This window comes from Streptomyces sp. NPDC017056 (assembly GCF_044332485.1).
Taxonomy (GTDB): Bacteria; Actinomycetota; Actinomycetes; order Streptomycetales; family Streptomycetaceae; genus Streptomyces.
In genome coordinates, this window is record NZ_JBIRPD010000011.1 from 151650 (window position 1) to 178442 (window position 26793).

Here is a 26793-nt window from a genome sequence, read left to right on the forward strand (position 1 = left end):
AGTGGAGTAGACCTGTCCGTGCGGGGGCAGGGGGTGGGCCACGTCATGGGGCGGAGAAGGGCTCGCGCGCGCGGTGTCGGCGGATTCGGCGCGCTCATCTGCGTACTGCTCGCGCTGCTGTGTGCCGTATGGATCGCACACGACCTGATGGCGGCCCGGCGGCCGATGGACGTCTGGTGGCTGTGGGCCGGGGAGCCGGTGCGGGCGGCGGGCTCAGCGGTCTGGGCCACCACGCTGGTCGACCCGGTGCTGGGGCTCGCCTGCCTCCTCGCGGCGGTGGCGGTGCTGCGCCGCTCGCCCGCCGCGCCGTGCGCGCTGGCCGCGGTGGCCCTGGCGACCCTCCTATTCCGGGCGCCGCAACTGGGCAGCCTCACCACCGACACGCTGTCCGGGCTCGAACCCGGCCTCAAGGAATGGGCGTTGGTCACGTCCGGCGTCGGCCTCGTGGCGAGCGTGCTCCTGCTGATCGCCGCCTCGGCCGGGCGGGGCGGCGCCGACCGGCGGCCCGGGCGGCTGCGCTTCGTGCCGGCGACGCTGGCCGCGCTGCTGCTGGGCACCTCGGGGCTGGCGCTCGCGGCCTGGCAGGTCTACTGGCTGCGGGAGCTGGGCCGGGCGCCGTACTGGGACAGCGTCATCGGGGACGCCGGCGCCTTCCGCTCCCTGCTCCAGCCCCCGGAGAACTGGTACCTGCTCTCCCTCGCCCTGCTGGCCCTGGTGGCGGCCGCCGGGCTGGCAGGCCGCCGGGCCTCGGCACGCCCGCTGGGCATGCTGGCGGCGGCCCTGCTGCTCGCACACGGCCTCGCGGCACTGGCCGCCGGGCAGCACGCGGGGCTGCTCGGCCGGTTCCACGCGCTGGCCACGCGGAGCCAACTCGACACCGTCACCGTGGCGTTCGCGGCCGTCGCCGGGCTGGTGGCACTGCTGGCCCTGGCCCGGGCCGGCGGCGGGAACGGGCCGCAGGGACCGGCGGACGGGCCGGGGCGGCCGGATTACGCGCCGCCCCCGCCCTCGGACCTGCCACCCGGCTGGTAGCCCCTCAGCGCACGCCCAGCGCACGCTTGAGGAAGTCGACCTGGAGCAGGAGCAGGTTCTCGGCCACCTGCTCCTGCGGCGTCATGTGCGTGACGCCCGACAGCGGCAGCACCTCGTGCGGCCGGCCGGCCGCCAGCAGGGCGGAAGAGAGCCGCAGGGTGTGCGCGGCGACCACGTTGTCGTCCGCGAGCCCGTGCACGATCATCATCGGCCGGTGCTGCTCCGCGGCGCCCGCCAGGCCCTCGTCGGTGACCAGGGAGTTGGCCGCGTAGCCGGCCGGCTCCTCGTCCGGGTGCCCCAGGTACCGCTCCGTGTAGTGGGTGTCGTACAGCCGCTGGTCGGTGACCGGGGCGCCGACGATGCCCGCGTGGAAGACGTCGGGGCGGCGCAGCACCGCCAGCCCGGCCAGGTAGCCGCCGAAGGACCAGCCCCGGATCGCGACCCGGCCCAGGTCCAGCGGGAAGCTGCCGGCCAGCCCGTGCAGCGCGTCGATCTGGTCCTGGAGGACCACCGCGGCCAGGTCCCGGTGGACGGCCTTCTCCCACTCGGGGGAGCGGCCGGGGGTGCCCCGCCCGTCGGCGGTGATCACCGCGAAGCCCTGGTCGGCGAACCACTGAGAGGTCAGATGGGCGTTGTGCGCGGCCACCACCCGCTGCCCGTGCGGCCCGCCGTACGGGTCCATCAGGACCGGCAGCGGCCCGTCGCCCTCCTCGTAGCCGGTCGGCAGCACCACCGCGCACGGGATCTTCCGCTCGCCCGAAAGGACCAGCCGCGGGCGGGTGGCGAGCACCGGCACCTCGGCGTACGAACCGACCGCGGCGAGCCAGGTCTCGCCGCCGTCCGCCTCCAGGCGCACCACCTCGGTCTGCGCCCCCGGCCGTTCCAGGCAGGCGTGCGAGAGCACCGCCACCGCGCCGCCGCGCACCGCGGAGGTCACCGACGGGTACGGGCGCGCACCGACCCGCTCCCAGCCGCCCTGGTCGCCGCTGCCCCGGTACCAGGCGCGGTAGACGCCGATGTCGTGCAGGTCGGCGCCGCTCGCCGAGAACAGGACGTCGTCCTCGCCGATGTCCAGCACCGCGCGCACGTGCAGCGGCGCGGCGGTCAGCGGCCGGTCGCCGACGAAGAGGCGGCGCGCCCCGCCCTCGTCCGCGATGCGCACCAGGCGCCCGTCCGGCGTCCAGGCGGGCGACCCGGCGGCCAGTTCGACCCACCGCGGGTCCTCGTCGGCGTGCACGGTGCTGGTCGCGCCCGTCTTCGGATCGACCGTCAGGTAACGCTGCGCGCGCTGGTCGCGGGTCTGGACCAGCAGCAGGGGTGGCCCGGCGGCGGACCAGTGCACCCGCGCGAGGTACGGGTAGCGCTCCTGATCCCACGTCACGTCCGTGCGCGAGCCGTCCAGGCCGAGCAGGGCCAGGCCCACCGAGGCGTTGGGGGTGCCGGCCGCCGGATAGGCGACCTCGGCCGGCGCGCGGTCCGGGTGGGCGGGGTCGGCGATCCACCAGCGCCGTACGGGTGAGTTGTCGACGCGCGCCGCCAGCACGCGGTCGCTCTGGGGCGACCACCAGAAGCCCCGGTGGCGGCCCATCTCCTCGGCCGCGACGAACTCCGCCAGGCCCCAGGTGACGTCAGGACCTTCCGGGCCGGCCAGGGCGCGGTCGCCCGGCGCGCCGTCGCCGTCCCCGCCCGCCGCGTCGGCCGGTACGACCCGCAGCGCGCCCTGCGACACGTAGGCGACGTGCCGTCCGTCGGGTGCCGGGCGGGGGTCGACGACCGGCCCTGGGACGGGGAGTTCGCGGGCGGTGCCGGCGCGCAGCTCGGCGGTGAACAGGCGGCCGGAGAGGGTGAAGGCGGCGAGTTCCACGGCGGCGTCCACGGCGTAGCCCACCACGCCGGACGAGCCCTCGCGGGTCCGCTCGCGGCGCGCCCGCTCCTCGGCGGGCAACTCCTCGTCCGCACCGGCGAGCAGGGCCGCCGGGTCGGCGGCGGCGTACTCCCGCCCCTCGTCAAGATCCAGTACCCACAGGAGGTTCGCCCGATCGGTGCCGGTGCGGGAGCGGAGGAAGGCGACACGCGAGCCGTCCGGCGCGACCGCGAAGCCGCGCGGCGAGCCCAGCGAGAACCGCTGGGTACGGGCGTGTTGCCGGGGGAAGGAGAGCTGTCCGGTCATGCGGACGAGCCTACGGGGCACGCGTCCGCCGGGGTCGCGCTTGCGATGATCGCGTGCGCCCCCGTTCTGCTCCCGTGCACCGACATATGCGCGCGCATGGAAAGTTATGATCCCCACCGCGGAGTGGGTAGGGGACAGGAGCGTGACATCCCCATGCCCGCGGAGCCGTCCACCGGGCGGCCCGTGCTGTCCCAACGCTTTCCGGACCGTGCGTACTTGGAGGTGAGCCGCCGTGGCACTCTCGATTTCGGCGGTGGTGCTGCTGGCGATCATCGTCTTCCTGCTCGTCAGGAAGTCCGGACTGAAGATGGGGCATGCGATCGTGTGCATGTTGCTCGGCTTCTATCTGGCCAGCTCGTCCATCGGCCCGACGATCAAGGCATTGACGACGAATGTCGCCGGCATGCTCGGCGGCATCAAGTTCTGAGGGCGACGCCCCGCCCGCCGCGTCCGTGCCGGATGCCGGGCGGGCGGTGAACGGGGTCCCCTGACGGGGGACGGGCCGGGCGGGCCGGAGCGGATGCCGGGCCGGGGCCGCCCGGCTCGTACGCTGTCCCCATGACCGACCTCCCCGCCCGCCGACTGCTGCTGGTGCACGCGCACCCGGACGACGAGTCCATCAACAACGGCGCCACCATGGCCAGGTACGCGGACGAAGGTGCCCTCGTCACGCTCGTGACCTGCACCTTCGGTGAAGAGGGGGAGGTGATCCCGCCGGACCTCGCCCACCTCGCGCCCGACCGCGACGACACCCTGGGCCCGTACCGCGTCCGCGAGCTGGCCGCCGCCATGGAGGCACTCGGCGTCACCGACCACCGCTTCCTGGGCGGCCCCGGCCGCTACCGCGACTCCGGGATGATGGGCGCCCCCCAGAACGACCGGCCGAACGCCTTCTGGCGGGCCGACGTGGACGAGGCCGCGGGACACCTGGTCGCCGTGGTCCGCGAGGTGCGCCCGCAGGTGCTGGTCACCTACGACGCCGATGGCGGCTACGGCCACCCTGACCACATACAGGCGCACCGCGTCGCGATGCGCGCAGCCGACCTGGCCGCCGACCCGGGCTTCCGTCCCGAGCTGGGGGCACCGCACCGGATCCAGAAGATCTACTGGAACCGCAATCCGCGTTCGGTGACCGAGGACGGCTTCGCGCGGCTGCGCGCCGCCGGCCCCTCCTTCCCCGGCGTCGGCGCGGTCGAGGACGTGCCGGGGGTCGTGGACGACGCCGTGGTGACCGCTTCGGTCGCCGGCGGTGCGAAGTACGGGGCCGCGAAGGCCGCCGCGATGCGGGCGCACGCCACGCAGATCGCCGTCGAGGAGCCCTTCTTCGCGCTCTCCAACGGTCTGGGGCAGCCGCTGTTCACGACCGAGTACTACCAGCTCGTACGCGGCACGTCCGGTGCCGCCGACGGGCAGTGTGAGGACGATCTCTTCGCGGGTGTGGCGGACGGCGCGGACACGGGGGAGACGGACGAGAGCGACAAGGAGCGAGCGGTATGAGCGGCCCCAAGAAGCGGACCAGGGCGGGCACCGGCGGAAACAAGCCGAAAGCGGGCGCGTCGGCGGCCTCGGGGGCCGCCGGGGCGCCCCGGGGCGGCAAGGGCACCCCCGCCGCGCCGGCCGCCGGCCTCGCCGCACCGCTGAGCCCCGCCCGCGCGGCCGCGTACGTCGGGCTGTTCCTGCTCGGCGCGGTCGTGGCCGCGGCGGGCGGGCTCGTCCAGGCCGCGTGGTTCCCCGGCGGGCTGCTGCTGGCGCTGGCGGCGGCGGGCGGCCTTTTCTACGGGGGCGCGACGGCGCTCGGCCGGACGGGCGGCGTACTGGCGCCGGGCGCCGGCTGGCTGGTGACCGTCATCCTGCTCAGCGACACCCGGCCGGAGGGCGACTTCCTCTTCGGCGCCGGACTGGGCACGTACGTCTTCCTCGTGGGCGGCATCGTGCTCGCTGTGATCTGTGCCACCGGTTCGCAGATGCGTGCCAACGGGGCGCAAGCGGCCCGACTTGGCAAGTAAGCACCGGCCCCAGTGATCATTTTCAGTACCGCACGGCGGTCCGGACGCGGGGCGTTCCCCGTCTCCCCGGGTACCCGCCCACGGCGGACAGTATGGTGGTGCGCGCCGCCGAGCCGCCCAAGCACCGTACTGACGAGCGGCGGAGCCAACCGGGAGAACCTGCTTTGAGTCGTGAATCTGACAGTTCGTCCTCCGGCGCCCAGGGACGCGGCGGTGCCGCGTACCCGTCGGGGACGCCCCCGTACGGCACGCCTCGGACCGAGGCGGACGACGCGGCGGCCGGTGCCGCCGCGAAGCCGGAGGAGCCCAAGACCGAGACCACGCTGACGACGCGGATCAAGATCAATATTCCGGGGTCCCGCCCCATCCCGCCGGTCGTCGTGCGCAAGCCCGTCGGTGAGGAGTCCGGGATGAGCGCAGCATCCGGTTCCGGCCCGTCCGGCCCCGCCGGGGCCGACGGCGGTTCCGCCGGTGACGGCCGCAGTAGTGAGCGCACCGGCAGCACGCGCCGCCCCGAGGCGGCCGGTTCCGACGGCGCCAAGAGCGCGCCGGCCGAGAAGACCAGCGACTGGTTCTCGCCCCGCAAGCCGTCCGCCGCGTCCGCCGGTTCCGCGCCCTCCTCGTCGACGACGGCGAACACCCCGGCCCCCACCCCGCAGCAGAGCCCGCCCGCCGGCCCGCCGTCGCGCCCCGACCTGCCGTTCTTCTCCGACGCGACGCCCGAGCAAGGCGGCAACTCCCCGTTCGACGCACCCCCGTCGCCGTTCGACGCGCCGGCCGGCCCGTTCGACGCCCCCGCGGTACAGGGCGACCGTACCGGCCCGTTCGACACGCACGGCGGCCCGGCCGCCGGTCCCAGCGGCCCCACGACCGGCCCGGCAGCGGGCGACGCGTCGTTCGGCCTGCCGTCCGGTTTCCACACCCCGGGCACGCCGGGCGCGGACGCCGGACCCGCCATGAGCGACGACACGGCGGTCCTGACGCCGCAGCCCCCGGCCCCGCCCGCCGGACCCGGCAGCGGTCTCGGCGTCACCAGCGGCATCGCGGGCGGCGTGCCGGGCGCCGGCAACGGCGGCGCGCCCGGCGGCGAGGACGGCGGCTTCCCCGGCGGCGCCCCCAAGGGACCGCGTCCCGGCGGCGACCAGATCTCCAGCGACACCCTGGTCAGCGGCATCCCGGCGGTCCCCGCCGACGCCGCGCCGAAGCCCGCGGCCGCCTTCCCGCCCGGACCGGGCGCTGGCCAGGGCACCCCGGCCCCGCCGCCGCGCGCCAAGATCCCCGAGCCGATCAACCCCAAGAAGAAGGGCCGCAACAAGGTCGTTCTGCTGGGCGTCGCGGTCGTCGTGCTCGCCGGCGTCGCGTACGGCGCCGGGCTGCTCCTCGACCACGCCGACGTGCCCAACGGCACCACCGCGCTGGGCGTGGACATCGGCGGCGACACGAAGGAAGACGCCGTCAGGAAGCTCGACGCGGCGGTCAAGAAGGCCCGCACCGAGCCGCTGAAGCTGACCGTGGACGGCAAGGAGCAGACGCTCCTGCCCGCCAAGGCCGGGCTGAACATCGACACCCAGGCGACGGTCCGCGACGCCTCGGGCCGGGACTACAACCCGGTCTCCGTCATCGGCTCGCTGTTCGGCGGCAAGCGGACGGCCAAGCCCGCGATGATCACCGACGACGAGAAGCTGGACGTCGCGCTCAAGGCCGTGGCCGGACCGGCGGACGCCGCCAAGGACGGCGGCATCACCTTCGAGAACGGCAAGGCCGTGCCGCACTACGGCACGCCGTACAAGGCCGTCGACGTCAAGGCGTCCAAGGGCAAGATCGAGCAGGCGTACCTGGACCGGGCCACCACCGGCAAGAACAGCCCGGTCGTGCTGGCCGCCGTCGAGCAGCGGCCGAAGGCCGGCAAGGCGGAGGTCGACCGCGCGATGAAGGAGTTCGCCGAGCCGGCGGTCTCCGGCTGGGTCTACCTCTCCGCCGGCGGCGTCGAGGTGCCGTTCAGCCAGCGGTCCATCGGCGAGCTGCTGTCCTTCAACGCCGGCTCCGACGGCAAGCTCCAGCCGGTCTTCGACCTGGCCAAGCTGGAGGACAAGTACGGCCACGCCTTCGACAACGTCGTGATCGACGGTGGCGCCGGCAAGGTGAAGATGACGCCGCAGCACGCCGCCCAGGCGCTGCGGATGGCGCTCATGAAGCCCGCGCCGCCCGCGCCGCAGAAGCGCGTCGCCAAGGTCGAGGGCGCGACCACCGGCTGAGCGCCGCACCCCGGCAGGAGCCGTGTCCCGTAGCCTCGCGTACGGGACACGGCTCGCCCGCTTCCGCGGCCCGTGACGGCCTGCGCGCGTCCCCTAGGGGACGTCACCGATGACATCTGTCATGCCGAAGTCACGACAGCCGACACTGCCGGGCGGCACCGCCCAACCGTGAAGCTGGGACACATGACGAGCACAGCCACCACAACAGACACGGCCACCGGGCGCCGCGCGGGCCCCGCCCCCGTGGTCAGCTTCCGGAGCGTCAGCAAGAACTACGGCGCCGTCCGTGCGGTGGCCGACCTGAGCCTGGACCTCCACCCGGGCGAGACCGTCGCCCTCCTCGGCCCCAACGGCGCCGGCAAGTCCTCCACCCTCGACCTGCTCCTCGGCCTGCGCAACGCCGACACCGGCTCGGTGTCCCTGTTCGGCACGAGCCCGCAGCAGGCCATCGAGCAGGGCAAGGTCGGCGCCATGCTGCAGAGCGGCGGCCTGATGACCGGCGTCAAGGTACGCGAACTGGTCCGGCTCGCCGCCGACCTGCACCCGCGCGGCTACCCGGTCGAACGGATCCTGGAGACGGCCGGGATCGCCGACATCGCCGACCGGATGGTCGACAAGCTCTCCGGCGGCCAGGAGCAGCGGGTGCGCTTCGCGCTCGCCACGGCCGGGGCGAGCGACCTGATCGTGCTGGACGAGCCGACGACCGGCATGGACGTCAGCTCCCGGCAGACGTTCTGGGGCACCATGCGGGCCCAGGCCCGGCAGGGCCGTACCGTACTGTTCGCCACCCACTACCTCGAAGAGGCCGACGAGATCGCGGACCGCGTGATCGTCCTGCACCGCGGCCGGATACTGGCCGACGGCACCTCGGCCGAGATCAAGGCCAGGGCCGGCGCCCGCCGTATCGCCTTCGACCTGGACGGGCCGATCGACCGCGAGGCGCTGCGCGGCCTGCCGGCCCTGACCTCCCTGGAGGTCTCGGGGCGCACCGTGCGCATCCAGTCGGCGGACGCCGACGCGACGACGCACGCCGTCTACGGGCTGGGCCTGTACCCGCACAACCTGGAAGTGGCCGGACTCGGCCTGGAGCAGGCGTTCATCGCCATCACCGACGCAGCGACCGCCGAGGAGGCGGCACGATGACCACTCTGATCAAGCTGGAGATCGTCCGCGCCCTGCGGAACAAGAAGTTCATGTTCTTCTCGGTGATCTACCCGCCGGTGCTCTACCTGATCATCGCGGGCGGCGCCGACAGCAAGCCGATACCGGGCATGAGCCTGAACATGCCGCTGTACTTCATGGTCGCCATGGCGGCGTTCGGCGCGATGACCGCCGTGCTGATCGGCAACAGCGAGGCGATCGCCAAGGAGCGCGAGAAGGGCTGGGTACGGCAGCTGCGGCTGACCGCGCTGCCCGGCCGTGGCTACGTCGCCGCGAAGATGGGCTCCGCCGCGACCATCAGCCTGCCGTCGATCGTGCTCGTCCTGCTCGTCGCCGCCACGGTCAAGGGCGTACGGCTGGAGGCCTGGCAGTGGCTCGCCATCCTCCTGGCCACCTGGCTCGGCAGCTTCGTCTTCGCCGCGCTCGGCGTGGCCATCGGCTACCTGGCCAGCGGCGACGCGGTCCGGCCCATCGCGATGATGATCTACTTTGTGCTGGCGTTCCTCGGCGGTCTGTGGATGCCGCTGACGATCCTGCCGCAGTGGGTGCAGAACATCGCCGAGTGGCTGCCGACCCACGCGTACGCCGCGCTCGGCACGGCCATCGAGGGCGGCCACGCCCCGGACGTCAAGGACATGGCGATCCTCGCCGGCTACCTGGTCGTCTTCGCGGGCGGCGCGGGCTGGCTCTACCGGAAGGACACGCGTACGGCATGAAACGGACGGAGACCGAGCCCAACCCGGTGCTGATCGGCACGACGCCCCGCACGCGGCGGGAGCTGCTGGTCAAGTGCGCCTGGATCGTCATCTGGTTCCTGTACCTGACGGGACCGATCGGGGATCTGATCGACGGGATGTCCCCGGCGCACGAGGTACTGGGCTGCGCGGGTCTTCTGACGTTCGTCGCCGTCTACTTCGCGGTGGTCTTCCGGCACGTGGTCCACCGGGCCTGGGCGGACAAGGCGGCCAAGGCGGCCGTGGTGTTCATCGCGGCGCTCGCCGCCCTGCTGGCCTCGGTCCTCGGGCCGAACTGGCTGGTGCTCTTCACCTTCGTGTGCGTCGCGGTGGCCGTCACCCAGCCTTTCCGCACCTCGCGGTGGGCCATCCCCGCGCTGACCGCCGCCCTCGTGCTGATCGGCATGCGCTACGAGGACGTCCGGAGCTACCTCTTCGCGTACGCCCTGCCCTGCCTGCTCAGCGGGTTCGCGATGGTCGGCGTGCAGCATCTGATCCGTACGACCAAGGAGCTGCGCGAGGCGCGGGAGGAGGTCGCGCGGCTGGCCGCCGGCGAGGAACGGCTGCGGCTCGCCCGCGACCTGCACGACCTGCTCGGCCACTCGCTGTCCCTGATCACGCTCAAGAGCGAGCTGGCCGGGCGGATGCTGCCGGCCAAGCCCGAGGACGCGGCCCGGCAGGTCGCCGACATCGAACGGGTCAGCCGGCAGGCGCTGGTGGACGTCCGCGAGGCCGTCACCGGCTACCGGCGCCCCCGTCTCGCCGTCGAACTGGCCGGGGCGCGCGCCGCGTTGCGCACCGCGTCGATCACGGCCGACATCGACGCCGCGCTGGAAGGGGAGCACCAGGGCCTGGCGGCGGACGAGGAAGGCGCGCTCGCCTGGGCGCTGCGGGAGGCCGTCACCAACGTCGTACGGCACAGCTGCGCCGGCCGCTGCGAGGTGCTGCTCACCGAGGAGTGGGAGGCCGACGAGCGGCGCTATCTGTGTTTGTCCGTCACCGACGACGGCACCGGGCCGTCGCGCGGCGGCGGACACGACGGCAACGGCCTGAGCGGCCTGCGCGAGCGCCTGGCCCTGGCCGGCGGGCGCCTGGAGACCGGCGCCGCCCCGCGCGGCCGCGGCCTCTCCCTTCGCGCGTACGTGCCCATCGGCAGCCGCCCGGCGACCGGCACGGGCGGGACCGCGGCTGCCTGACCCGGTGCCCCGGCGGCTCCGGCGCGCGGACGGCCGCGCCCTCGCTCCCCCCGATGGAGTGGCCCGCCGGGGAACCGGCCGCGCCGCCGCCGGGGGCGGTGCACGCTACCGCCATGGCACCCATCGACCCGCGGGCCGTCGTCCGTCCCGCCGCCCCGCCCGGCTGCCCCACCTGCCGGGACCGGCGCGGACTGTGGAAGGACACCAGTGACACGGGCCGGGGCCGGGAGGTCTGGCACTGGTGGTGCTCCGGCTGCCGGCAGACCTTCGAGCCGACGCCCGAGCACAAACGGTTCCACGCCTAGGGCGCTGCCCGCCTCAACCCGCTGACCTGCACATACCCCGCCCTGGCTAGGGTGGCCGCATGACCGACCCGCAAGGCGAGCAGCCCGTGAAGAATGTGCGTCTCCTCCTCGCCGAGGACCAGTCCATGGTCCGCGAAGCGCTGGCCGCGCTCCTGGGCCTGGAGCCTGACCTGGAGGTCGTCACGCAGGTCGCCCGGGGCGACGAGGTCGTCGGCGCGGTGCGGGCACGGCCCGTGGACGTCGCCCTGCTCGACATCGAGATGCCCGGCATCAGCGGCCTGGACGCCGCCGCCCTGCTGCGGGCCGAGTTCCCCGCGGTGAAGGTCGTCATCCTCACCACCTTCGGGCGGCCCGGCTACCTGCGCCGCGCGATGGAGTGCGGCGCCGACGCCTTCCTGGTCAAGGACGCCCCGGCCGCCCAACTGGCGGACGCCGTGCGCCGGGTGCTGCGCGGCGAGCGGGTCATCGACCCGGCGCTGGCGGCGGCCGCGCTGGCCGACGGGGCGAGCCCCCTCACCGACCGCGAGCGCGACGTGCTGCGCGCCGCGGCGGACGGCTCCACCAACGCCGAGATCGCCCGCGCCCTCACCCTCTCCCACGGCACGGTGCGCAACTACCTGTCCACCGCGATCCAGAAGACCGGCGCCCGCAACCGTGCCGAAGCCGCCCGCACCGCGGCCGACAAGGGCTGGCTGTAACGAGCCTCACCCGCGCACCCCGGCCACCAGGACCTTCGACCCTGGGCCCGGTGGGCCGGCGGGCGCAGGCTGGAAGGGTGACGACTCTCCAGCGATCCCCCGGGCGCGACCGCCGTGCCGCGTTGCTGCTGATCGTCGCGACCTTGGTCATCACGCTGGCGGACGCCGGTACGGGACCCCAGCTGCACTTCGCCATGTTCATGGGGATCGCGCCGCTGATCGCCGCGCTGCGCTGCTCCTACCGCTGGACCGCGGCGGTCGCCTCCGTGTACGTCCTGTGCCAGGTCTACGTCCACCTCCGGCTGGTGCCGGACTGGGCACTGGCCAGCAAGGTCGTCGGCGTCTTCGGGACCGTGCTGGTCGCCGTCTTCGCGCTGGCGCTGTGCCGGACCCGGCTGGACCGGGAGGCGCTCCTCGCCCGCACGAGCATGGTCGCCGACGCCGTGCAGCGGGAGATGCTGCGCGAGCTGCCGCTGACGGCGGGGCCGCTGGAGGCGTACGGGTTCTACGTCTCCGCCCAGGAGGGCGCACGCGTCGGCGGTGACATCTACGAAGCCGTACAGACCCCGCACGGGCTGCGGCTGGTGATCGGCGACGTACAGGGCAAGGGCATGCCCGCGATCGGTGCCGGGCACGAGGTACTGGCGTCCTTCCGGGAGGCCGCGCACTACAAGGACACCCTCGAAGCCGTCGCCGAACGCATGGAACAGGCGCTGACCCGCTACAACGTCCGCTCCGCCGAGCGCGGCGGCCAAGAACGCTTCGTCACCGCGCTGCTGCTGGAAGTGCGCGGTGAAGACCGGGCCAGGGTGCTGTCCTGCGGCCACATCCCGTACTACCTCATACGCGGCGGGCAGGTCACCGAGCGCAGCGACGGCGAGGGCGGCCTGCCGCTGGGCCTCGGCCCGCTGACCGGCGAGCGGCGGCAGAGCGTGGCCGTCGAGCCGGTGGCGGACGACTGGATCGTGCTGTGCACCGACGGCGTGACCGAGGCGCGCGGCGCGGACGGCGCGTTCTACCCGCTGGCCGACCGGCTGGCCCGCTGGACGCACCTGGAGCCGGCCGAGCTGGCGGACACGCTCCGCGCCGACCTGGAGCGGTTCACCGGCGGCGGTACGAAGGACGACGCGACCGTACTGATCGTGCGCCGCAGCCCGCGCGCCGCCGGCGAGCGCGCCGGGGAAGCCCCGGCGGGTCAGTTGAGCATCGCTCGCGCCGCGGCCGCCTGACGCCGCACCGCGGCCGCGGCGGCCGCGTCGACCGCCTCCACCACCTTCGCGTACTCCTCCAGCTCGGCCGCGCCGCCCGGAAAGTCGCCGCGCTGCACGAGCAGTTGCGCGTGGTCGTGGCGCAGCCGCGCCGGGTGGCTGGGCAGCAGCAAGGACAGCTCGACCGCCCACAGCTGCACGTCGCTGCGCTCCGGCCGGGCCGCCGCCCACGCCCTGATGTTGTTCAGGATGCGCAGCACGATCTCCAGCGGATCGGCCGGCGCGAGCATCTGCTCGGTCAGCGGCGCCCCGGTCGCGCCCGCGACCAGCACCCCCGCGTCCTCGTCGGTGAGCAGCCGCCCGCCGTCGAAGGGGTCGGCGAGCACGTGTGCGCCGTACGGGTCGCCGAAGCCGACGACGAAGTGCCCCGGCAGCGCCACCCCGTAGACCGGCGCACCGGCCCGCCGCGCGACCTCCATCCACACCACCGACAGCAGGATCGGCAGGCCGCGCCGGCGCCGCAGCACCTCGTGGAGCAGGGACGACTCCAGCCGCCTGTAGTCGGCGGGCGTGCCGCGGAAGCCGAGGCGCGCCCCGAGCAGTTCGGCGACGTTGCGGGCCCAGGGGCGCGGCCCGCCGGCGGGCCCGAACGGCAGCCGGCCGGCCAGTCCGTCCAGTTCGATCTGGGCCGCGTCCACGCCCGCCTCGTCCAGCGCGGGGTCGGCCTCCGCCGCGATCAGCAGGCACAGCAGGGCGAGGTCCGGCCGTTCGTCGCGCGCGGCCTCGGCGAACTGCCGTCGCCGCTCGGCGGACACGTCGTCCCCGTTCGGGTCCGGGTCGGGGTGCATGCGAGGTTCGTACCCGTTCAGCTCGGGCCTCCCTGAGCGGGACGCCAGTGGTGGTAATGGTGGTGGGTGACGAAGCCGAGCCCGTCGTAGAGCGCGCGGGCGGCGTCGTTGTCCGTCTCGACCTGGAGGTACGCGGCGGAGGCGCCCTCGTCGAGCGCCTTGCGGGCCAGCGCCGCCATCACGGCGGAGGCCAGCCCGCGCCGCCGGTGCTCCGCGCCGACCTCGACGGCCGAGAACCCGGCCCAGCGCCCGTCCACCACGCACCGCCCGATCGCGGCCACGCTGCCCGCCTCGTCCGGCACGCTCGCGAACCACACCGAAGGGCCGCCGTGCAGCACCTTGAGCACCTCGGGCCCCGGCTGCGCCGACCGCCGGTAGCGGCGCAGCCAGGCGTCGTCGACCCGGCGGCCGAGCGCCACCCGCGCGACGTCCGCTTCGAGGTCGCCGAGGGGTGCCAGCGCGGCGATCCGGGCCTCCGCGGTGACCTCGCGGGTCCAGCCGCGGCCGTCCAGTTCGGCCGCCAGCGCCTCCTGGGTGCCGGGGGCGCCCGTACTGACCTGGATGTACGCGGGCAGGGAGCGTTCGGCGTACCAGTCGCGTACCCGCCGCAGCGCGGCGTCCAGGGGCAGGCCCGGGTCGCCGAGGGCCGCCACCGAGTTGGCCCGCCGGGTGAACCCGGCGCTCGCCCGCAGCTGCCACTCGCCCAGCCACTCGCTCTCCACCGGCGGCCAGCCGCGGGCGGCCACCCGGTCCAGCTCGGGCGCGCTCGTCGCGGGGGAGCGGCGGCGGGCCGGCGCGGCGGGTACCGCCTTCCCGGCGACCAGTGCTGCCTCGCCGATGCGGACGATCTCTCCGTCCCGGCGTGTGATGCTCAGCACACCGTCGTCCCAGGATGTGAGAACACCGATCGTGTCGGTGAACTTCGCACCCCCCTGACCGGCGCCGGTCAAACGCCGGACAGATACCCTTTTGCCCACGTCAGCACGGGTGATGTGGACCTCCAACCGTCCGCCGGTAGTGAATTCCACGGCTCTACCCGCCCCTCTTGTTCGTCTCCTGCCCGGGAACGGAGATACTAGGTGCGGGCATCGACGACGCCGCGCTCCCGCGCGCCCCGCGGCGGAACTGCCAATCGGTCCGCCAGCCCTACCGAGGAGGAACGACAGCGTGACCTACGTCATCGCGCAGCCTTGTGTCGACGTCAAGGACAAGGCATGCATCGAGGAGTGCCCCGTCGACTGCATCTACGAGGGCTCCCGGTCCTTGTACATCCACCCGGACGAATGCGTCGACTGCGGCGCCTGCGAGCCGGTCTGCCCGGTCGAGGCGATCTTCTACGAGGACGACACCCCGGAGGAGTGGAAGGACTACTACAAGGCGAACGTCGAGTTCTTCGACGAGCTCGGTTCGCCCGGTGGTGCCAGCAAGCTGGGCCTGATCGAGCGCGACCACCCCTTCATCGCAGCGCTGCCGCCGCAGAACCAGTAAGCGGCCGCATGGCGCCGCCTCGGTCCCGTACGGCCGGCCTCCCTCTCACCTGAGACCGGGAAGCCGACGCCGCACGGGGCCGAGGCGTTTCCAGCCCTGTGCGGCCAGAGGAACGTGAGGAAAGAGAGCAACGTGGGCACCGTCTCATCCCGTCTTCCGGTCTTCCCCTGGGACCGGCTGGAGCCCTACAAGACCACGGCGGCCGCGTATGCCGACGGCATCGTGGACCTGTCCGTGGGCACTCCGGTCGACCCCGTGCCCGCACTCGTGCAGAAAGCCCTCACGGAAGCCGCCGACAGCCCCGGCTACCCGACGGTGTGGGGCACCGCGGCGCTGCGCGACGCGATCACCGGCTGGGGCGGTGAGCGCCTGGGCGCCACCGGCCTCGGCCACGCCAACGTGCTCCCGGTCGTCGGCTCCAAGGAACTGGTCGCCTGGCTGCCGACCCAGCTCGGCCTGGGCGCCGGCGACCGCGTCGCGTACCCGCGCCTGGCCTACCCCACCTACGAGGTCGGCGCGCGCCTGGCGGGCGCCGACCCGGTCGTCTACGACGACCCCTGGGAGCTGGACCCCGCCGGCCTCAAGCTGCTGTGGCTGAACTCGCCGTCCAACCCCACCGGCCGCGTGCTGAGCGCCGACGAGCTGCGCCGCACGGTCGCCTGGGCGCGCGAGCACGGCGTGCTGCTCTTCAGCGACGAGTGCTACATCGAGCTGGGCTGGGAGGCCGACCCGGTCTCCGTCCTGCACCCGGACGTCTGCGGCGGCTCGTACGACGGCATCGTGGCCGTCCACTCGCTGTCCAAGCGCTCGAACCTGGCCGGCTACCGCGCCGCCTTCCTCCTGGGGGACGCGGCGGTCCTCGGCGAGCTGCTCCAGATCCGCAAGCACGGCGGCATGATGATCCCCGCGCCCGTGCAGGCCGCCACGGTCGCGGCGCTCGGCGACACCGAGCACGTCGGCGAGCAGCGCGAGCGCTACGCCCGCCGCCGTACGGCGCTGCGCGAGGCCCTGGAGGCCGCCGGCTTCCGCATCGAGCACAGCGAGGCGTCGCTCTACCTGTGGGCGACGCGGGACGAGTCGTGCTGGGACACCGTCGCCGACCTCGCCAAGCGCGGCATCCTCGTCGCCCCGGGAGACTTCTACGGGACGGCGGGGGAGCGGTTCGTACGGGTCGCCTTCACCGCCACCGACGAGCGCGTGGACGAGGCGGTGCGGCGCCTGGCGCAGTAGCCGCCCTTCCGGCGCGCCCCGCGCACACGAAGGCCCGGAGCGGACGCCTGCCGGTAGGCGTCCGCTCCGGGCCTCTCGCGTGGTCGCGGGTCCCGCGTCAGCTGATCGGCAGCCCGTTCGTCGGCAGGAGGTCCGAGGCCAGGCCGCTGCTGCTGACGCCCTCGGCCAGGTTGTCGGTCGACACCGAGTCGGTCAGGCTGTCGGTGGACAGGCCGTCGCCGGGCAGCGCGCCGGTCAGGTCGTCGGTCGGCAGGCCGTCCTCGGTGGCCGTGTGCAGGGTGTCGGTGAGGATGTCCCCCGCGCTGTCCGCGGTGTCGCTGGCGGCGTTGCCCGCGGCGTTCTTGGCGGCCGGTGCGGTCTCCCGCAGCGTCTTGCCGGTGGTCTTGCCGGCGGACTTGCCCAGGGCCGGAACGGCCTTCTTGATGATCTTTCCACCGGACTCGGCGGCGGTGCCGCCGGTCTCACCGGCGAGGTCGCCGGCACCCTGCACCGCGCCGTCGGCGGTGTCGGCGAGGCTCGCGGTGTCCATCGCGGTCAGTCCACCCAAGTCGGAGGAGTTCGGCAGTTCCACGGCGCTCGCGGAGCCTGCCGCGGCGACCACGGGGGCTGCGCCGGCTGCGACCAGCAGCGCGGCTCGGGCGATCCGACGCGAGAGGGGGAGGGACATGGTGCTCCTTTTACGGAGAGGGACTGGTTCTTCGGACAGACGTGCCGTGTCCGCCGGGCGGGGCGCGGAGGCTGCCGGGCGGACGACGTGACTACCGCGTCAGGCCCGGGAAGGTTGCGGCACGGCCGGTAAAGAATCAGTGGGGGGTCACATAATCTGCTCCGGAGGAAACCGGGCAAAATGCGCCGTACGCAGGACAGTGCAGAAACGTCACACCCGAGTGTCCGGAAGGGCTCCGCCGCGTTCGGGTGAGCCCGTCGGCGTCAGCTCCGCACCGCCGCGCCGGGTTGACGCCATTAACTCGCCCGAGGGACCCGCCGGACGGCTGCTCGGTGACGTCTGGGGTGACGGCGGCGCGGCCGTACGAGTGACGGCGTGGCGACCGTACGAAGGCGTCAGCGGCAGCCGGGTGACGGCGCCGCGAGCGGACTCACGGCGCGGTGACGATCCGCACGTCCGCGGCGGACGCCTGCGCGGCCGCGCCGGTCGCCCGCTGCCAGCCCTTCCCGGAATCGGCCGCCGACCACATCTTCCCCGCATAGGAAATCTGCTCGATGCCCAAGGCGCCGGAGTGGGCCATCGCCCAGGTCGCCAGCTCCCAGCCACGGCGCTCCGCCGCCGCGCCCGTCCCGCGCGCGGCCGTACCGCCGGCCTGCCCGGCACCCGCCGCCGCACCCTCGTCCCCGGCCTCGCCACCGGGCGCGGACGGCCGCGCGGGCACCGTCAGCACCCGCCCGCCGTCCTGGCCCTTCCCGCCGTCCGGAGCGGCGCCGGCCGGGTGCGGCAGCACGTCGGGGCCGAACTCGCGCACCAGCTTCTCGCGCACCTGCTTCGTACCGCCCGGGTGCTTCTCGTCCGCCGGCCGGTTCACCGAACACGTCATCGCGGCCCCGTCGCGCCCGGTGAGGGCGCCGGTCAGCAGCGCCGCGTTCGGCTCGTGCTTGGCGTACGCCTGCGGGTAGCCGCTGCGCTGCACCTTCTGCGCCGCCACCGTCAGCGGCAGCCGCGAGTAGCCCGGCACCTTGACCAGGTGCGTGTAGAACTCCCCGGCCGAGTAGACCGGGTCCATGATCTGCTGCACGGTGCCCCAGTCCTGGGAAGGGCGCTGCTGGAAGAGGCCGACCGAATCGCGGTCGCCGAAGCCGATGTTGCGCAGCCCCGACTCCTGCATGGCGGTCGCCAGCGCGATCGTCACCGCCCGCTCCGGCAGCCCGCGCGAGGAGCCGACGGCCGAGATGGTCGCGGCGTTCGCGGCCTGTTCCGGCGAGATCTCGTACGGCTTGCCGCCGTCCGCCGTCCGTACCGAGCAGCGCGGCGCCCCCGGGCCGCCGGTGACGTACTGCACGAAGAGGTACACGCCCAGCCCGACGAGCACGGCGAAGGCCGCGCCGATACGCACGAGACGCTTGCGGCGAGCGGGGGCGGTGGGCTGGGAGGACACGCAGCCAACGGTACTGGAGGGCCGCCGGTAGGGTCGGATTCATGCAGCCCGCTACGCAGTCCCCCGCACTCGACCTGTCCCGCGACGCGGCCGAGCTCACCGCTCAACTCGTCGACATCCCCTCCGTCAGCCAGGACGAGAAGGTCCTCGCGGACGCCGTCGAACACGCGCTGCGCGCGCTCCCGCACCTGACGGTGGAGCGCGACGGCAACTGCGTGGTCGCGCGCACGGACCAGGGCCACGCCGAGCGGGTCGTACTGGCCGGGCACCTGGACACCGTGCCCATCGCGGACAACGTGCCCTCGCGGCTCGACGAGGACGGCGTCCTGTGGGGCTGCGGCACCACCGACATGAAGTCCGGCGTCGCCGTACAGCTGCGCATCGCCGCCACCGTCCCCGCGCCCAACCGCGACCTGACCTTCGTCTTCTACGACGCGGAGGAGATCGCCGCCGAGTTCAACGGCCTCGGGCGGCTGGCCGAGCACCACCCGGACTGGCTGGCGGGCGACTTCGCCGTCCTGCTGGAGCCCTCCGACACCCAGGTCGAGGGCGGCTGCCAGGGCACGCTGCGGGTGCTGCTGCGCACCGAGGGCGAGCGGGCCCACTCGGCGCGCAGCTGGATGGGCAGCAACGCCATCCACGCGGCGGCGCCGATCCTCGCGCGCCTGGCCGCCTACGAGCCGCGGCGGCCCGTCATCGACGGGCTCGAATACCGCGAGGGCCTGAACGCCGTACGGATCGAGGGCGGCGTGGCGGGCAACGTCATCCCCGACGCCTGCACCGTCGCCGTCAACTTCCGCTACGCGCCCGACCGCAGCCCCGAGCAGGCGCTCGCCCACGTCCGCGAGGTCTTCGCGGACTGCGGCGTCGCCGAACTGGTCGTCGACGACCACTCGCCGGGCGCGCTGCCGGGCCTGTCGCACCCCGCGGCCGTCGCCTTCATGGAAGCGGTCGGCGGCACCGCCAAGCCCAAGTTCGGCTGGACCGACGTCTCGCGCTTCAGCGCGCTGGGCGTGCCCGCCGTCAACTACGGCCCCGGGGACGCACTGCTGGCGCACAAGAAGGACGAAAGGGTCGCCACCGACCGCATCCTGCACTGCGAGGAGCGCCTGCGCGCCTGGCTCACGGCGTAGCTCCCTCGGCCGCCGGGAGGCACTCCCACCGGACACACCTGCCGCGGTTGTCTCCCGGCTGCCGGAATCCACCTGCCCGCCACCTGCGCCGATCTACCCTTGCCGGACACTGACCGGCAGCGGAGGGAGCACGATATGGCCAGCCCCGAGGAAGAGCGGGCGTGGGAGGAACAGCGGCTGGGTCCCGTGGTGCGCCGGCGCGGACAGGTGCAGAAGGGCACCACGGACCAGCGGCTGCTGGACACCGCCGAGGGCGACACCGAGTGGGTGCACACCGACCCCTGGCGGGTCATGCGCATCCAGTCGGAGTTCGTGGAGGGCTTCGGCGCCCTGGCCGAACTGCCGAGCGCCATCAGCGTCTTCGGCTCGGCCCGTACCCCCGTCGGCTCTCCCGAGTACGAGACGGGCGTCGCGCTGGGCCAGGCCCTGGTCGAGGCCGGCTTCGCGGTGATCACCGGCGGCGGGCCCGGCGTGATGGAGGCCGCCAACCGCGGCGCCAGGGACGCCAAGGGCGTCTCCGTCGGCCTGGGCATCGAGCTGCCCTTTGAGCAGGGCATGAACCCGCACGTCGACATCGGCGTCAACTTCCGCTACTTCTTCGTCCGCAAGACGATGTTCGTGAAGTACGCGCAGGGGTTCGTCGTGCTGCCCGGCGGCATGGGCACCCTCGACGAGCTGTTCGAGGCGCTGACCCTCGTCCAGACGCGGAAGGTGACCCGCTTCCCGATCGTGCTCTTCGGTACGGAGTACTGGGGCGGCCTGGTCGACTGGCTGCGCGACACGGTGGTCGCGCAGGGCAAGGCGTCGGAGCACGACCTGCTGTTGTTCCACGTCACCGACGACGTGGACGAGGCGGTCGCGCTGGTCTCCAAGGAGACCGGGAAGTAAGGACCCTCAGGCGAGTCCCCGGCGGGCGACCGCCGGGGGCCGGTGGCCCGCGATGGAGGCCACCATGTCCAGGACCTGCCGGGTCTCGGCGACCTCGTGGACGCGGTAGACCTGCGAGCCCAGCCACGCCGACACCGCGGTCGTCGCCAGCGTGCCGAGCAGCCGCTCCTTGACCGGCTTGTCCAGCGTCTCGCCGACGAAGTCCTTGTTGGACAGCGAGACCAGCACCGGCCACCCCGTGTCGGCCATCTCGCCGAGCCGGCGCGTCGCCTCCAGGCTGTGCCGGGTGTTCTTCCCGAAGTCGTGGCCCGGGTCGATCATGATCGCGTCGCGCCGGACGCCCAGCTCCACCGCGCGCTCGGCCAGTCCCAGCGTCACCCGCAGGATGTCCGCCATCACGTCCTCGTACGCCACCCGGTGCGGCCGGGTACGCGGCTCGACGCCGCCCGCGTGCGTGCACACCAGGCCCGCGCCGTAACGGGCCGCGACCTCGGCCAGCTTCGGGTCCACGCCGCCCCACGCGTCGTTGAGCAGGTCGGCGCCGGCCTCGCAGACCGCCTCGCCGACGTCGTGCCGCCAGGTGTCCACGCTGATCACCACGTCCGGGTAGCGCTTGCGCACCTCGGCCACGAAGCCGACCGTGCGCCGCGCCTCCTCCTCGGCGCTCACCTCCTCGCCGGGGCCCGCCTTGACCCCGCCGATGTCGATGATCGCGGCGCCCTCCGCCACCGCCTGCTCCACCCGGGCCAGCGCGGGCTCGTCGGTGAAGGTGGCCCCCTGGTCGTAGAAGGAGTCCGGGGTCCTGTTCACGATGGCCATGATCACCGGCTCGTGCTCGGCGAACTCTCGATTCCCCAGCCGCAGCATTCCTTCTCCCTCTCCGTGGTCCGCCAGCGACCCTAACTGTCACACCCGCATGGCACGATCAGTGCAGACGCTTAGCTCGGGGAGATGGTCGTGTTCTGGTTCTTGCTGATCGCGATGGTCGTGGTGGTCGCCGCGGTCACCCTCGCCGTGGTCGGCGGCGGGGGCGACGGCGGGCTGGCGGAGGCCGAGCCGGACCGGCTGCACGACCCGCTCCCCGCCGACCGGCCCGTCTCCCGCGCCGACGTGGAGGCGGTCCGCCTGCCGGTGTGCGTGCGCGGCTACCGGATGAACGACGTCGACGACGTCCTGGACCGCCTCGGCGCCGAGCTGGCCGAGCGGGACGCGCGCATCGCCGAGCTGGAGGCCGCCCTCGCGGGCGCGCACGCCGCGGCCATGGGCGGGCCCGGGCTGGTGGCGGACGGCACGGGCGGGGACGGTGACGAGGGCCGGGCGGAGCGTCCGGGGGAGCCGCCGGAGGGCGGGCCGCCCGGGACTCCGGCCGGTGACGGGCCGCCGGCGGACCCGGCCGGGAAGGAGCGGCCGGTGACCGGCGGCGAGGCGGAAGGGAAGGCGGGCTCATGACAGGAGTGGTCACGGCTCCGGACGGGGTGCCGCGCTGCCCGTGGGGCATGGAGTCGGAGAAAATGGCCGACTACCGCACGTACCACGACACCGAGTGGGGCCTGCCGGTCCACGGCGACGACGCGCTCTTCGAGCGGATGTGCCTGGAGGCGTTCCAGTCCGGGCTGTCCTGGATCACGATCCTGCGCCGCCGCGAGGGCTTCCGCGCCGCGTTCGCCGGTTTCCGGATCGAGGCGGTCGCCCGCTTCACGGACGCGGACGCCGAGCGGCTGCTCGCCGATGCCCGCATCATCCGCAACCGCGCCAAGATCAGCGCAGTGATCAACAACGCGCGGGTCGCGGCCGAGCTGTCCCCGGGCGAGCTGGACCGGCTGATCTGGTCGTACGCGCCGGAGCGCGCCGGGCGGCGGGCGCCGCGCACCGTCGCCGACGTGGCGCCGGTCACCCCGGAGTCCACGGCCCTGGCCAAGGACCTCAAGAAGCGCGGCTTCCGCTTCGTCGGCCCCACGACGGCGTACGCCACGATGCAGGCGTGCGGCCTGGTCAACGACCATCTGGCGGACTGCCACGTGCGGGACGAGGTGGAGGCGGCGGCGGGGGCCTGAGGCGCGGAGCCGGCCGCCCCGCGCCCCGCCGCCCCGCGCTCCCGCGTCCCGGCGTCCTGGCGGTCTGGCGGCCTGGCGGCCTAGCGGCCCAGGAACGTCGGCTTCTCCTTCTTCACGAATGCCTCGACCGCGATGTGGTGGTCCTCGGAGGCACCCGCCCGGGTCTGGAGTTCGTCCTCCTTGGTGAGCGTCTCGGCGAGCGAGTGCCCGGCCCCGTAGGCGAGGGACTCCTTGATCGCGGCGTAGGCGGCGGTCGGCCCCGCGGCCAGCGTGCGGGCCACCGCGGCCGCCTCGGCCGCCAGCTCCGCCGCCGGGACGACCTTGTTGGCGATCCCCAGGTCGTGCGCCTCCTGGGCGCCGATGCTGCGCGGGAAGAGCAGCAGGTCGGCGGCGCGGCCGTGGCCGATCAGGCGGGACAGCGTCCAGGAGATCCCGGAGTCGGCGGTGAGCGCGACGCCGGCGAAGGACGTGTTGAAGGAGGCGGTGTCGGCGACGACCCGGTAGTCGGCGGCCAGCGCGAAGCCGGCGCCGGCGCCCGCCGCGACCCCGTTGACCCCCGCCACCACCGGCTTGGGCATCCCGGCGAGCGCCGTGACGATCGGGTTGTAGTGCTTCCGCACCGTGCTCATGGTCTGCCCGGTGCCCCGCTCGCGGTCCTCGGCCAGCAGGCCGATGTGCTCCTTGAGGTCCTGGCCCACGCAGAAGGCGCGCCCGGTGGCGGTCAGCAGGACGGCCCGTACGGCCGGATCGGCCGCCGCCTCCCGCAGCGTGTCCCGCAGGGCGGCCTTGGCCTCCGTGTTCATCGCGTTCATCGCGTCGGGGCGGTTGATCGTGATCGTCCCGACGCCGTCGGTCACGTCGTAGAGCACGGTGTCGGCCATGGTGAGGGTCCCCTCCGTCGCGGCTCGTCCTGCCCGGCGGTGGGCAGTCAGCGCTCAGGATGCCGGAGATCATCGGTGCCCGTCATGTGACGTACGTCAAACATCCGGCGCCGGCCGGACGCCGGTGGATGGCGAAGTATCGCAGCCCACTCCCCGAATTGGGTGGTTTTGCGAGAGCGCGTTGCCGAAGGGATGCTCCCCGATGTTGGTCATCGGGTCGTGCGATGCGGGATAATGACCTGGAAGCAATGTGTTCGATGCCGGTGACACCTGGGTTGTCGGCTGCGTGAGCTGGTTTCAGGAAGGGGAACGAGCATGGCGGCCATGAAGCCGCGGACGGGCGACGGCCCGCTCGAGGTGACCAAGGAGGGGCGGGGCATCGTCATGCGCGTTCCGCTCGAAGGCGGCGGTCGACTCGTCGTCGAGCTGACTCCCGACGAGGCCAAGGCCCTGGGCGAGGCCCTGGAGAAGGTCACCGTCTGACAGGGCAGTCGCCCTGATGCTGCGGTTTCCCGGGAGTGATGACCCCTGGACCCCCAGCCGAATACCTGGGCCCCGGTGGGCGCCGCGTGCATGTCGCGCGACGCCCACCGGGGCCACATTCGTTCGCGGGCCCGCGCGGCACGCGGGCGCCCCCCCCCAGTACGCGCACGGCCCCGTACGCTACGGGGCCGTCCTCAGCCGCGCTTGACGGCGCACAGCAGGCCGTCGCCCACCGGCAGCAGGGACGAGACGAGCGCGTCGGTCTCGCGGAGCGTCCGCAGCAGCTCCCGCAGCCGCAGCACCTCGGCGGGCTGCGCCGCAGAGTCGACGGTGCGGCCGTCGGCGAAGACGCCCTCGAAACAGACCAGGCCACCGGGGCGCAGCAGCCGCAACGATTCAGCGAGATAGTCCAGGCACTCCATGCGGTCGCCGTCGCAGAAGACGAGGTCGTAGCCGCCGTCGGCGAGGCGGGGCAGGACGTCCAGGGCGCGCCCCGGGATGAAGCGCGCGCGGTTGCCGGCGAAGCCCGCCTCGCGGAACGCCTGCTTCGCGAACTGCTGCCGCTCCGGTTCCAGGTCGACCGTCGTCAGGACGCCGTCCGGCCGCATGCCGTGCAGGAGGTAGATGCCCGACACTCCCGTGCCGGTGCCTATCTCGGCGACCGCCTTGGCGTCCGCCGTGGCGGCGAGCATGCGCAGCGCGGTCCCGGTGCCCGTGGACACCGCGCGGATGCCCGCCTCCCGCGCCCGGTCCCGGGACCAGTGCAGGGCGGCGTCGGCCTTGTCGTCGATGGTCCCGGCGCCGTACGCCTCGGCGAATGCCAAGTTCGTCTGCCGGTTGCCGGTAATGGCCCTCTCCTGTCCCCGTAGTTGACGCAACCGTGACTGTATCCGCTGCGTGCGGGAACCCGCAGATGGGACCGGGCGTTGAAGCAAGGCAGGGGGGATGCATCGGTGAAGACCCAGCGAGACGTGTGGGATGACGCGAAGCCAGGCCAAAAGCAGGTCAAATCTGCTTATCCGGAGCTAACGGGCGAGGTGGATATGGTAGGGGCTCTACTGGACACCACCAGAGCCACCAGGGGAGGTGCGGCTGCGACGGGTGACCGATGGGCGCTCAGGCGTTTCAGGCGGTCGGTCGTCGAGCCGAAATCCGTGACAGACACTGCTGACCGTTCCCGCTCCCACGGCCTTAAGGGTAGGGGAGGGGCCTCCGACACCACCGCGACCGCGACGTTTGCCGCCGAAGCGGACGCGCAGGCGTGGACCCCGCCCAGCTGGGAGGAGATCGTCAGCACCCACAGCGCGCGCGTCTACCGCCTCGCCTACCGCCTCACGGGCAACCAGCACGACGCCGAGGACCTGACGCAGGAGGTGTTCGTCCGCGTCTTCCGCTCGCTGTCGACGTACACCCCCGGCACCTTCGAGGGCTGGCTGCACCGCATCACGACCAACCTCTTCCTGGACATGGTCCGCCGCCGCCAGCGCATCCGCTTCGACGCGCTCGGCGACGACGCGGCCGAGCGCCTCCCCAGCCGCGAGCCCTCCCCCCAGCAGCATTTCAACGACACCCACTTCGACGCCGACGTCCAGCAGGCGCTGGACACCCTCGCGCCCGAGTTCCGCGCCGCCGTGGTGCTCTGCGACATCGAGGGGCTGTCGTACGAGGAGATCGCCGCCACGCTCGGCGTGAAGCTCGGCACGGTCCGCAGCCGCATCCACCGCGGCCGCTCCCACCTGCGCAAGGCGCTCAAGCACCGCTCCCCGGCGGCGCGGGCGGAGGAGCGCGAGCGCGAGCAGCGGACCTTCGCCTCGGTCGCTACAGGGGAGGTCGGAATCGCGTGAGCGGTACAGGCGGTCCGTCCCCCGCCGAGCATCATCTCGGCGACCGCCTCGCGGCTCTGGTCGACGGGGAATTGGGGCATGACGCGCGCGAGCGGGTGCTCGCGCATCTCGCTACGTGTGGAAAGTGCAAGGCGGAGGCGGACGACCAGCGGCAGTTGAAGAACGTCTTCGCGGAGGCGGCGCCGCCCGGCCCCTCGGAAGGGCTGCTGGCGCGCCTCCAGGGGCTGCCGGGAGGTGATGCCGACGGCTCGGGAAGTCGGCCGGTCGGCGGCGGGTTCGGCAGGGGCGCGTTCGGCGGTGACTTCACCGGGGGCGGCGAGTTCGAGGCGCGCGGCGGTTCGTTCCGTTACGTCCCGTCCGGCAGCCACGCCATCGGCGGGGTGCCGCGGCAGCCGCGGCAGCGCGGCTTCCGTATCCACGAGGGCGAGCGGCCCGCGCCGCAGCGCAGGCGCTTCGCCTTCGCGGCGGCCGGCGCGGTCTCGCTGGCGGCGTTCGCGCTCGGCGGCGCGCTGCCGCTGGAGGCCGCGGTCGACACACCGGGCGGCCGCGCCGACGGCACGGGCACCCAGACGACGCCGCTCGGCGCCACCCCCGGGCCCCTCGGCCGGCCGGCCCTGACCCGCGGCGAGGCGCTGCTCGCGACGACCGCCCCGGGCGCCCCCTGGGCGCGTCCGGCGCCGGGCGCGGGCGTCTCCCCGGGCCCCGCCCCGCGTGCGCTGGGCCCCTCGGCGCCCGCCGTGCGCCCCTCCCCGCCGCTGTCCCTGGTCGCCTTCCCGTCCGACGGCCGGTCCGGGCTGCCGGCGCTGACCCTCCAGACCGGTCAGGCCCTGCCGTACCACCCCGCGCCGGGCACCGCGGGGGCACCGCCGGCCGGCACGCGCGTCGTGGGCCCGTACCCGCCGTCCGCGGGGGCCGGGCACTCCCTCGCCGGGCCCGCCGCGCCGCCCGCGCCCGCCTCCCGGGAGGGCCTGACGGCACACCGCCCCGCCCAGCGCTGACCGGGCCCTGCGCGAGGCCGCGCAGACCTGGTTGAATCGCCTCTGGGCGGCGTTCCCCCGCGGGGGCGCGCCG

Annotated in this window: 28 protein-coding genes; 20 read left to right on the top strand and 8 right to left on the bottom strand. The window is 73.9% G+C overall.

Translation table 11 applies throughout. The features are described from left to right. Nucleotides 1–45 precede the first annotated feature (45 nt). The gene (locus ACH4OW_RS21560) at nucleotides 46–1032 is read left to right on the top strand and encodes a hypothetical protein (protein ID WP_398029662.1); all 987 of its coding nucleotides are present in this window, start codon (nucleotides 46–48) and stop codon (nucleotides 1030–1032) included. 4 nt (nucleotides 1033–1036) lie between these two features. Here ACH4OW_RS21560 and ACH4OW_RS21565 read toward each other — a convergent pair whose 3' ends face one another. Next, a complete protein-coding gene (locus ACH4OW_RS21565; protein ID WP_398029664.1) occupies nucleotides 1037–3202 on the bottom strand; it encodes a prolyl oligopeptidase family serine peptidase in 2166 nt (721 codons plus the stop codon). 232 nt (nucleotides 3203–3434) lie between these two features. Here ACH4OW_RS21565 and ACH4OW_RS21570 point away from each other — a divergent pair, with 232 nt between their 5' ends. From ACH4OW_RS21570 to ACH4OW_RS21615, 10 genes are all read left to right on the top strand, one after another. Then, nucleotides 3435–3629, top strand: coding sequence for a hypothetical protein (locus tag ACH4OW_RS21570; RefSeq protein ID WP_360127744.1), 195 nt, complete (start codon nucleotides 3435–3437; stop codon nucleotides 3627–3629). Between the two features lie 131 nt (nucleotides 3630–3760). Then, complete coding sequence (gene mshB, locus ACH4OW_RS21575) at nucleotides 3761–4699, top strand: N-acetyl-1-D-myo-inositol-2-amino-2-deoxy-alpha-D-glucopyranoside deacetylase (RefSeq protein ID WP_398029666.1); 939 nt, start codon at nucleotides 3761–3763, stop codon at nucleotides 4697–4699. After that, on the top strand, nucleotides 4696–5208 hold the full coding sequence (locus ACH4OW_RS21580; RefSeq protein ID WP_398029668.1) for a DUF6113 family protein: 513 nt from the start codon (nucleotides 4696–4698) through the stop codon (nucleotides 5206–5208). Before mshB ends, ACH4OW_RS21580 begins: the two co-directional genes overlap by 4 nt. Nucleotides 5209–5372: 164 nt before the next feature. Continuing rightward, nucleotides 5373–7463 carry a hypothetical protein gene (locus ACH4OW_RS21585; protein WP_398029670.1) on the top strand — a complete coding sequence of 697 codons (2091 nt, stop codon included), beginning with the start codon at nucleotides 5373–5375 and terminating at the stop codon, nucleotides 7461–7463. 183 nt (nucleotides 7464–7646) lie between these two features. Continuing rightward, nucleotides 7647–8606 (top strand): ABC transporter ATP-binding protein, encoded by a 960-nt coding sequence (locus ACH4OW_RS21590; RefSeq protein WP_360127756.1) that lies wholly within the window; start codon nucleotides 7647–7649, stop codon nucleotides 8604–8606. After that, nucleotides 8603–9340 (top strand): ABC transporter permease, encoded by a 738-nt coding sequence (locus tag ACH4OW_RS21595; RefSeq protein WP_398029672.1) that lies wholly within the window; start codon nucleotides 8603–8605, stop codon nucleotides 9338–9340. Before ACH4OW_RS21590 ends, ACH4OW_RS21595 begins: the two co-directional genes overlap by 4 nt. Then, complete coding sequence (locus ACH4OW_RS21600; protein ID WP_398029674.1) at nucleotides 9337–10554, top strand: sensor histidine kinase; 1218 nt, start codon at nucleotides 9337–9339, stop codon at nucleotides 10552–10554. The genes ACH4OW_RS21595 and ACH4OW_RS21600 overlap by 4 nt, the downstream gene beginning before the upstream one ends. A 113-nt stretch (nucleotides 10555–10667) precedes the next feature. After that, the gene (locus ACH4OW_RS21605) at nucleotides 10668–10859 is read left to right on the top strand and encodes a hypothetical protein (protein ID WP_360127765.1); all 192 of its coding nucleotides are present in this window, start codon (nucleotides 10668–10670) and stop codon (nucleotides 10857–10859) included. Between the two features lie 59 nt (nucleotides 10860–10918). Then, nucleotides 10919–11557: a response regulator transcription factor gene (locus ACH4OW_RS21610; RefSeq protein WP_360127768.1), complete on the top strand. Its 639-nt coding sequence runs from the start codon at nucleotides 10919–10921 to the stop codon at nucleotides 11555–11557. Between the two features lie 77 nt (nucleotides 11558–11634). Beyond that, a complete protein-coding gene (locus tag ACH4OW_RS21615) occupies nucleotides 11635–12786 on the top strand; it encodes a PP2C family protein-serine/threonine phosphatase (RefSeq protein ID WP_398029677.1) in 1152 nt (383 codons plus the stop codon). On the opposite strand, the gene ACH4OW_RS21620 is transcribed toward ACH4OW_RS21615, so the two are convergent. Both ACH4OW_RS21620 and ACH4OW_RS21625 read right to left on the bottom strand, forming a co-directional pair. Further along, the gene (locus ACH4OW_RS21620; protein WP_360127773.1) at nucleotides 12753–13613 is read right to left on the bottom strand and encodes a transglutaminase-like domain-containing protein; all 861 of its coding nucleotides are present in this window, start codon (nucleotides 13611–13613) and stop codon (nucleotides 12753–12755) included. The two genes, ACH4OW_RS21615 and ACH4OW_RS21620, sit on opposite strands and share 34 nt — an antisense overlap. 17 nt (nucleotides 13614–13630) lie before the next feature. Further along, a complete protein-coding gene (locus tag ACH4OW_RS21625; protein WP_398029679.1) occupies nucleotides 13631–14641 on the bottom strand; it encodes a GNAT family N-acetyltransferase in 1011 nt (336 codons plus the stop codon). A 139-nt stretch (nucleotides 14642–14780) separates the two neighbouring features. Between ACH4OW_RS21625 and fdxA the strand changes: the two genes are divergently transcribed. Next, on the top strand, nucleotides 14781–15101 hold the full coding sequence (fdxA, locus tag ACH4OW_RS21630) for a ferredoxin (protein WP_018089397.1): 321 nt from the start codon (nucleotides 14781–14783) through the stop codon (nucleotides 15099–15101). A 132-nt stretch (nucleotides 15102–15233) separates the two neighbouring features. Then, entirely contained in the window at nucleotides 15234–16331 is a 1098-nt protein-coding gene (gene dapC / locus ACH4OW_RS21635) for a succinyldiaminopimelate transaminase (protein ID WP_398029680.1), read from the top strand. A gap of 97 nt (nucleotides 16332–16428) precedes the next feature. Here dapC and ACH4OW_RS21640 read toward each other — a convergent pair whose 3' ends face one another. Beyond that, on the bottom strand, nucleotides 16429–16998 hold the full coding sequence (locus tag ACH4OW_RS21640; RefSeq protein ID WP_360127782.1) for an ATP-binding protein: 570 nt from the start codon (nucleotides 16996–16998) through the stop codon (nucleotides 16429–16431). A 430-nt stretch (nucleotides 16999–17428) separates the two neighbouring features. Then, complete coding sequence (locus ACH4OW_RS21645) at nucleotides 17429–18439, bottom strand: heavy metal transporter (protein ID WP_360127785.1); 1011 nt, start codon at nucleotides 18437–18439, stop codon at nucleotides 17429–17431. 41 nt (nucleotides 18440–18480) lie between these two features. Between ACH4OW_RS21645 and dapE the strand changes: the two genes are divergently transcribed. Continuing rightward, the gene (gene dapE, locus ACH4OW_RS21650) at nucleotides 18481–19572 is read left to right on the top strand and encodes a succinyl-diaminopimelate desuccinylase (protein ID WP_398029681.1); all 1092 of its coding nucleotides are present in this window, start codon (nucleotides 18481–18483) and stop codon (nucleotides 19570–19572) included. 135 nt (nucleotides 19573–19707) lie between these two features. Then, nucleotides 19708–20460: a TIGR00730 family Rossman fold protein gene (locus tag ACH4OW_RS21655; protein WP_360127791.1), complete on the top strand. Its 753-nt coding sequence runs from the start codon at nucleotides 19708–19710 to the stop codon at nucleotides 20458–20460. 6 nt (nucleotides 20461–20466) lie between these two features. On the opposite strand, the gene folP is transcribed toward ACH4OW_RS21655, so the two are convergent. Further along, on the bottom strand, nucleotides 20467–21327 hold the full coding sequence (gene folP / locus ACH4OW_RS21660) for a dihydropteroate synthase (protein ID WP_360127794.1): 861 nt from the start codon (nucleotides 21325–21327) through the stop codon (nucleotides 20467–20469). A gap of 90 nt (nucleotides 21328–21417) precedes the next feature. Here folP and ACH4OW_RS21665 point away from each other — a divergent pair, with 90 nt between their 5' ends. Then, nucleotides 21418–21909, top strand: coding sequence for a DivIVA domain-containing protein (locus ACH4OW_RS21665; RefSeq protein ID WP_360127797.1), 492 nt, complete (start codon nucleotides 21418–21420; stop codon nucleotides 21907–21909). After that, nucleotides 21906–22514, top strand: a complete 609-nt coding sequence (locus ACH4OW_RS21670) for a DNA-3-methyladenine glycosylase I (protein WP_360127800.1) — start codon at nucleotides 21906–21908, stop codon at nucleotides 22512–22514. The genes ACH4OW_RS21665 and ACH4OW_RS21670 overlap by 4 nt, the downstream gene beginning before the upstream one ends. Before the next feature lie 80 nt (nucleotides 22515–22594). Here ACH4OW_RS21670 and ACH4OW_RS21675 read toward each other — a convergent pair whose 3' ends face one another. After that, nucleotides 22595–23395, bottom strand: a complete 801-nt coding sequence (locus ACH4OW_RS21675; RefSeq protein ID WP_398029682.1) for an enoyl-CoA hydratase/isomerase family protein — start codon at nucleotides 23393–23395, stop codon at nucleotides 22595–22597. A 315-nt stretch (nucleotides 23396–23710) separates the two neighbouring features. On the opposite strand from ACH4OW_RS21675, the gene ACH4OW_RS21680 reads away from it, so the two are divergent. Continuing rightward, nucleotides 23711–23878 carry a DUF3117 domain-containing protein gene (locus tag ACH4OW_RS21680; RefSeq protein WP_003985072.1) on the top strand — a complete coding sequence of 56 codons (168 nt, stop codon included), beginning with the start codon at nucleotides 23711–23713 and terminating at the stop codon, nucleotides 23876–23878. A gap of 194 nt (nucleotides 23879–24072) precedes the next feature. Here the strand turns inward: ACH4OW_RS21680 and ACH4OW_RS21685 are convergent, their stop codons facing one another. Then, nucleotides 24073–24756, bottom strand: a complete 684-nt coding sequence (locus tag ACH4OW_RS21685) for an O-methyltransferase (RefSeq protein WP_360127807.1) — start codon at nucleotides 24754–24756, stop codon at nucleotides 24073–24075. A 165-nt stretch (nucleotides 24757–24921) separates the two neighbouring features. Here ACH4OW_RS21685 and sigE point away from each other — a divergent pair, with 165 nt between their 5' ends. Both sigE and ACH4OW_RS21695 read left to right on the top strand, forming a co-directional pair. Next, nucleotides 24922–25722 carry an RNA polymerase sigma factor SigE gene (gene sigE / locus ACH4OW_RS21690; RefSeq protein WP_398029683.1) on the top strand — a complete coding sequence of 267 codons (801 nt, stop codon included), beginning with the start codon at nucleotides 24922–24924 and terminating at the stop codon, nucleotides 25720–25722. Further along, a complete protein-coding gene (locus tag ACH4OW_RS21695) occupies nucleotides 25719–26720 on the top strand; it encodes a zf-HC2 domain-containing protein (protein WP_398029684.1) in 1002 nt (333 codons plus the stop codon). The genes sigE and ACH4OW_RS21695 overlap by 4 nt, the downstream gene beginning before the upstream one ends. Nucleotides 26721–26793: the final 73 nt, after the last annotated feature.

Excerpts from the sequence above, each read along its gene's own strand:
- ACH4OW_RS21560 (WP_398029662.1), top strand. The coding sequence starts at position 46 with ATGGGGCGGAGAAGGGCTCGCGCGCGCGGTGTCGGCGGATTCGGCGCG.
- ACH4OW_RS21565 (WP_398029664.1), bottom strand. The coding sequence starts at position 3,202 with ATGACCGGACAGCTCTCCTTCCCCCGGCAACACGCCCGTACCCAGCGG.
- mshB (WP_398029666.1), top strand. The coding sequence starts at position 3,761 with ATGACCGACCTCCCCGCCCGCCGACTGCTGCTGGTGCACGCGCACCCG.
- ACH4OW_RS21580 (WP_398029668.1), top strand. The coding sequence starts at position 4,696 with ATGAGCGGCCCCAAGAAGCGGACCAGGGCGGGCACCGGCGGAAACAAG.
- ACH4OW_RS21590 (WP_360127756.1), top strand. The coding sequence starts at position 7,647 with ATGACGAGCACAGCCACCACAACAGACACGGCCACCGGGCGCCGCGCG.
- ACH4OW_RS21595 (WP_398029672.1), top strand. The coding sequence starts at position 8,603 with ATGACCACTCTGATCAAGCTGGAGATCGTCCGCGCCCTGCGGAACAAG.
- ACH4OW_RS21600 (WP_398029674.1), top strand. The coding sequence starts at position 9,337 with ATGAAACGGACGGAGACCGAGCCCAACCCGGTGCTGATCGGCACGACG.
- ACH4OW_RS21605 (WP_360127765.1), top strand. The coding sequence starts at position 10,668 with ATGGCACCCATCGACCCGCGGGCCGTCGTCCGTCCCGCCGCCCCGCCC.
- ACH4OW_RS21610 (WP_360127768.1), top strand. The coding sequence starts at position 10,919 with ATGACCGACCCGCAAGGCGAGCAGCCCGTGAAGAATGTGCGTCTCCTC.
- ACH4OW_RS21620 (WP_360127773.1), bottom strand. The coding sequence starts at position 13,613 with ATGCACCCCGACCCGGACCCGAACGGGGACGACGTGTCCGCCGAGCGG.
- ACH4OW_RS21640 (WP_360127782.1), bottom strand. The coding sequence starts at position 16,998 with ATGTCCCTCCCCCTCTCGCGTCGGATCGCCCGAGCCGCGCTGCTGGTC.
- dapE (WP_398029681.1), top strand. The coding sequence starts at position 18,481 with ATGCAGCCCGCTACGCAGTCCCCCGCACTCGACCTGTCCCGCGACGCG.
- ACH4OW_RS21655 (WP_360127791.1), top strand. The coding sequence starts at position 19,708 with ATGGCCAGCCCCGAGGAAGAGCGGGCGTGGGAGGAACAGCGGCTGGGT.
- folP (WP_360127794.1), bottom strand. The coding sequence starts at position 21,327 with ATGCTGCGGCTGGGGAATCGAGAGTTCGCCGAGCACGAGCCGGTGATC.
- ACH4OW_RS21670 (WP_360127800.1), top strand. The coding sequence starts at position 21,906 with ATGACAGGAGTGGTCACGGCTCCGGACGGGGTGCCGCGCTGCCCGTGG.
- ACH4OW_RS21675 (WP_398029682.1), bottom strand. The coding sequence starts at position 23,395 with ATGGCCGACACCGTGCTCTACGACGTGACCGACGGCGTCGGGACGATC.
- ACH4OW_RS21680 (WP_003985072.1), top strand. The coding sequence starts at position 23,711 with ATGGCGGCCATGAAGCCGCGGACGGGCGACGGCCCGCTCGAGGTGACC.
- sigE (WP_398029683.1), top strand. The coding sequence starts at position 24,922 with ATGGTAGGGGCTCTACTGGACACCACCAGAGCCACCAGGGGAGGTGCG.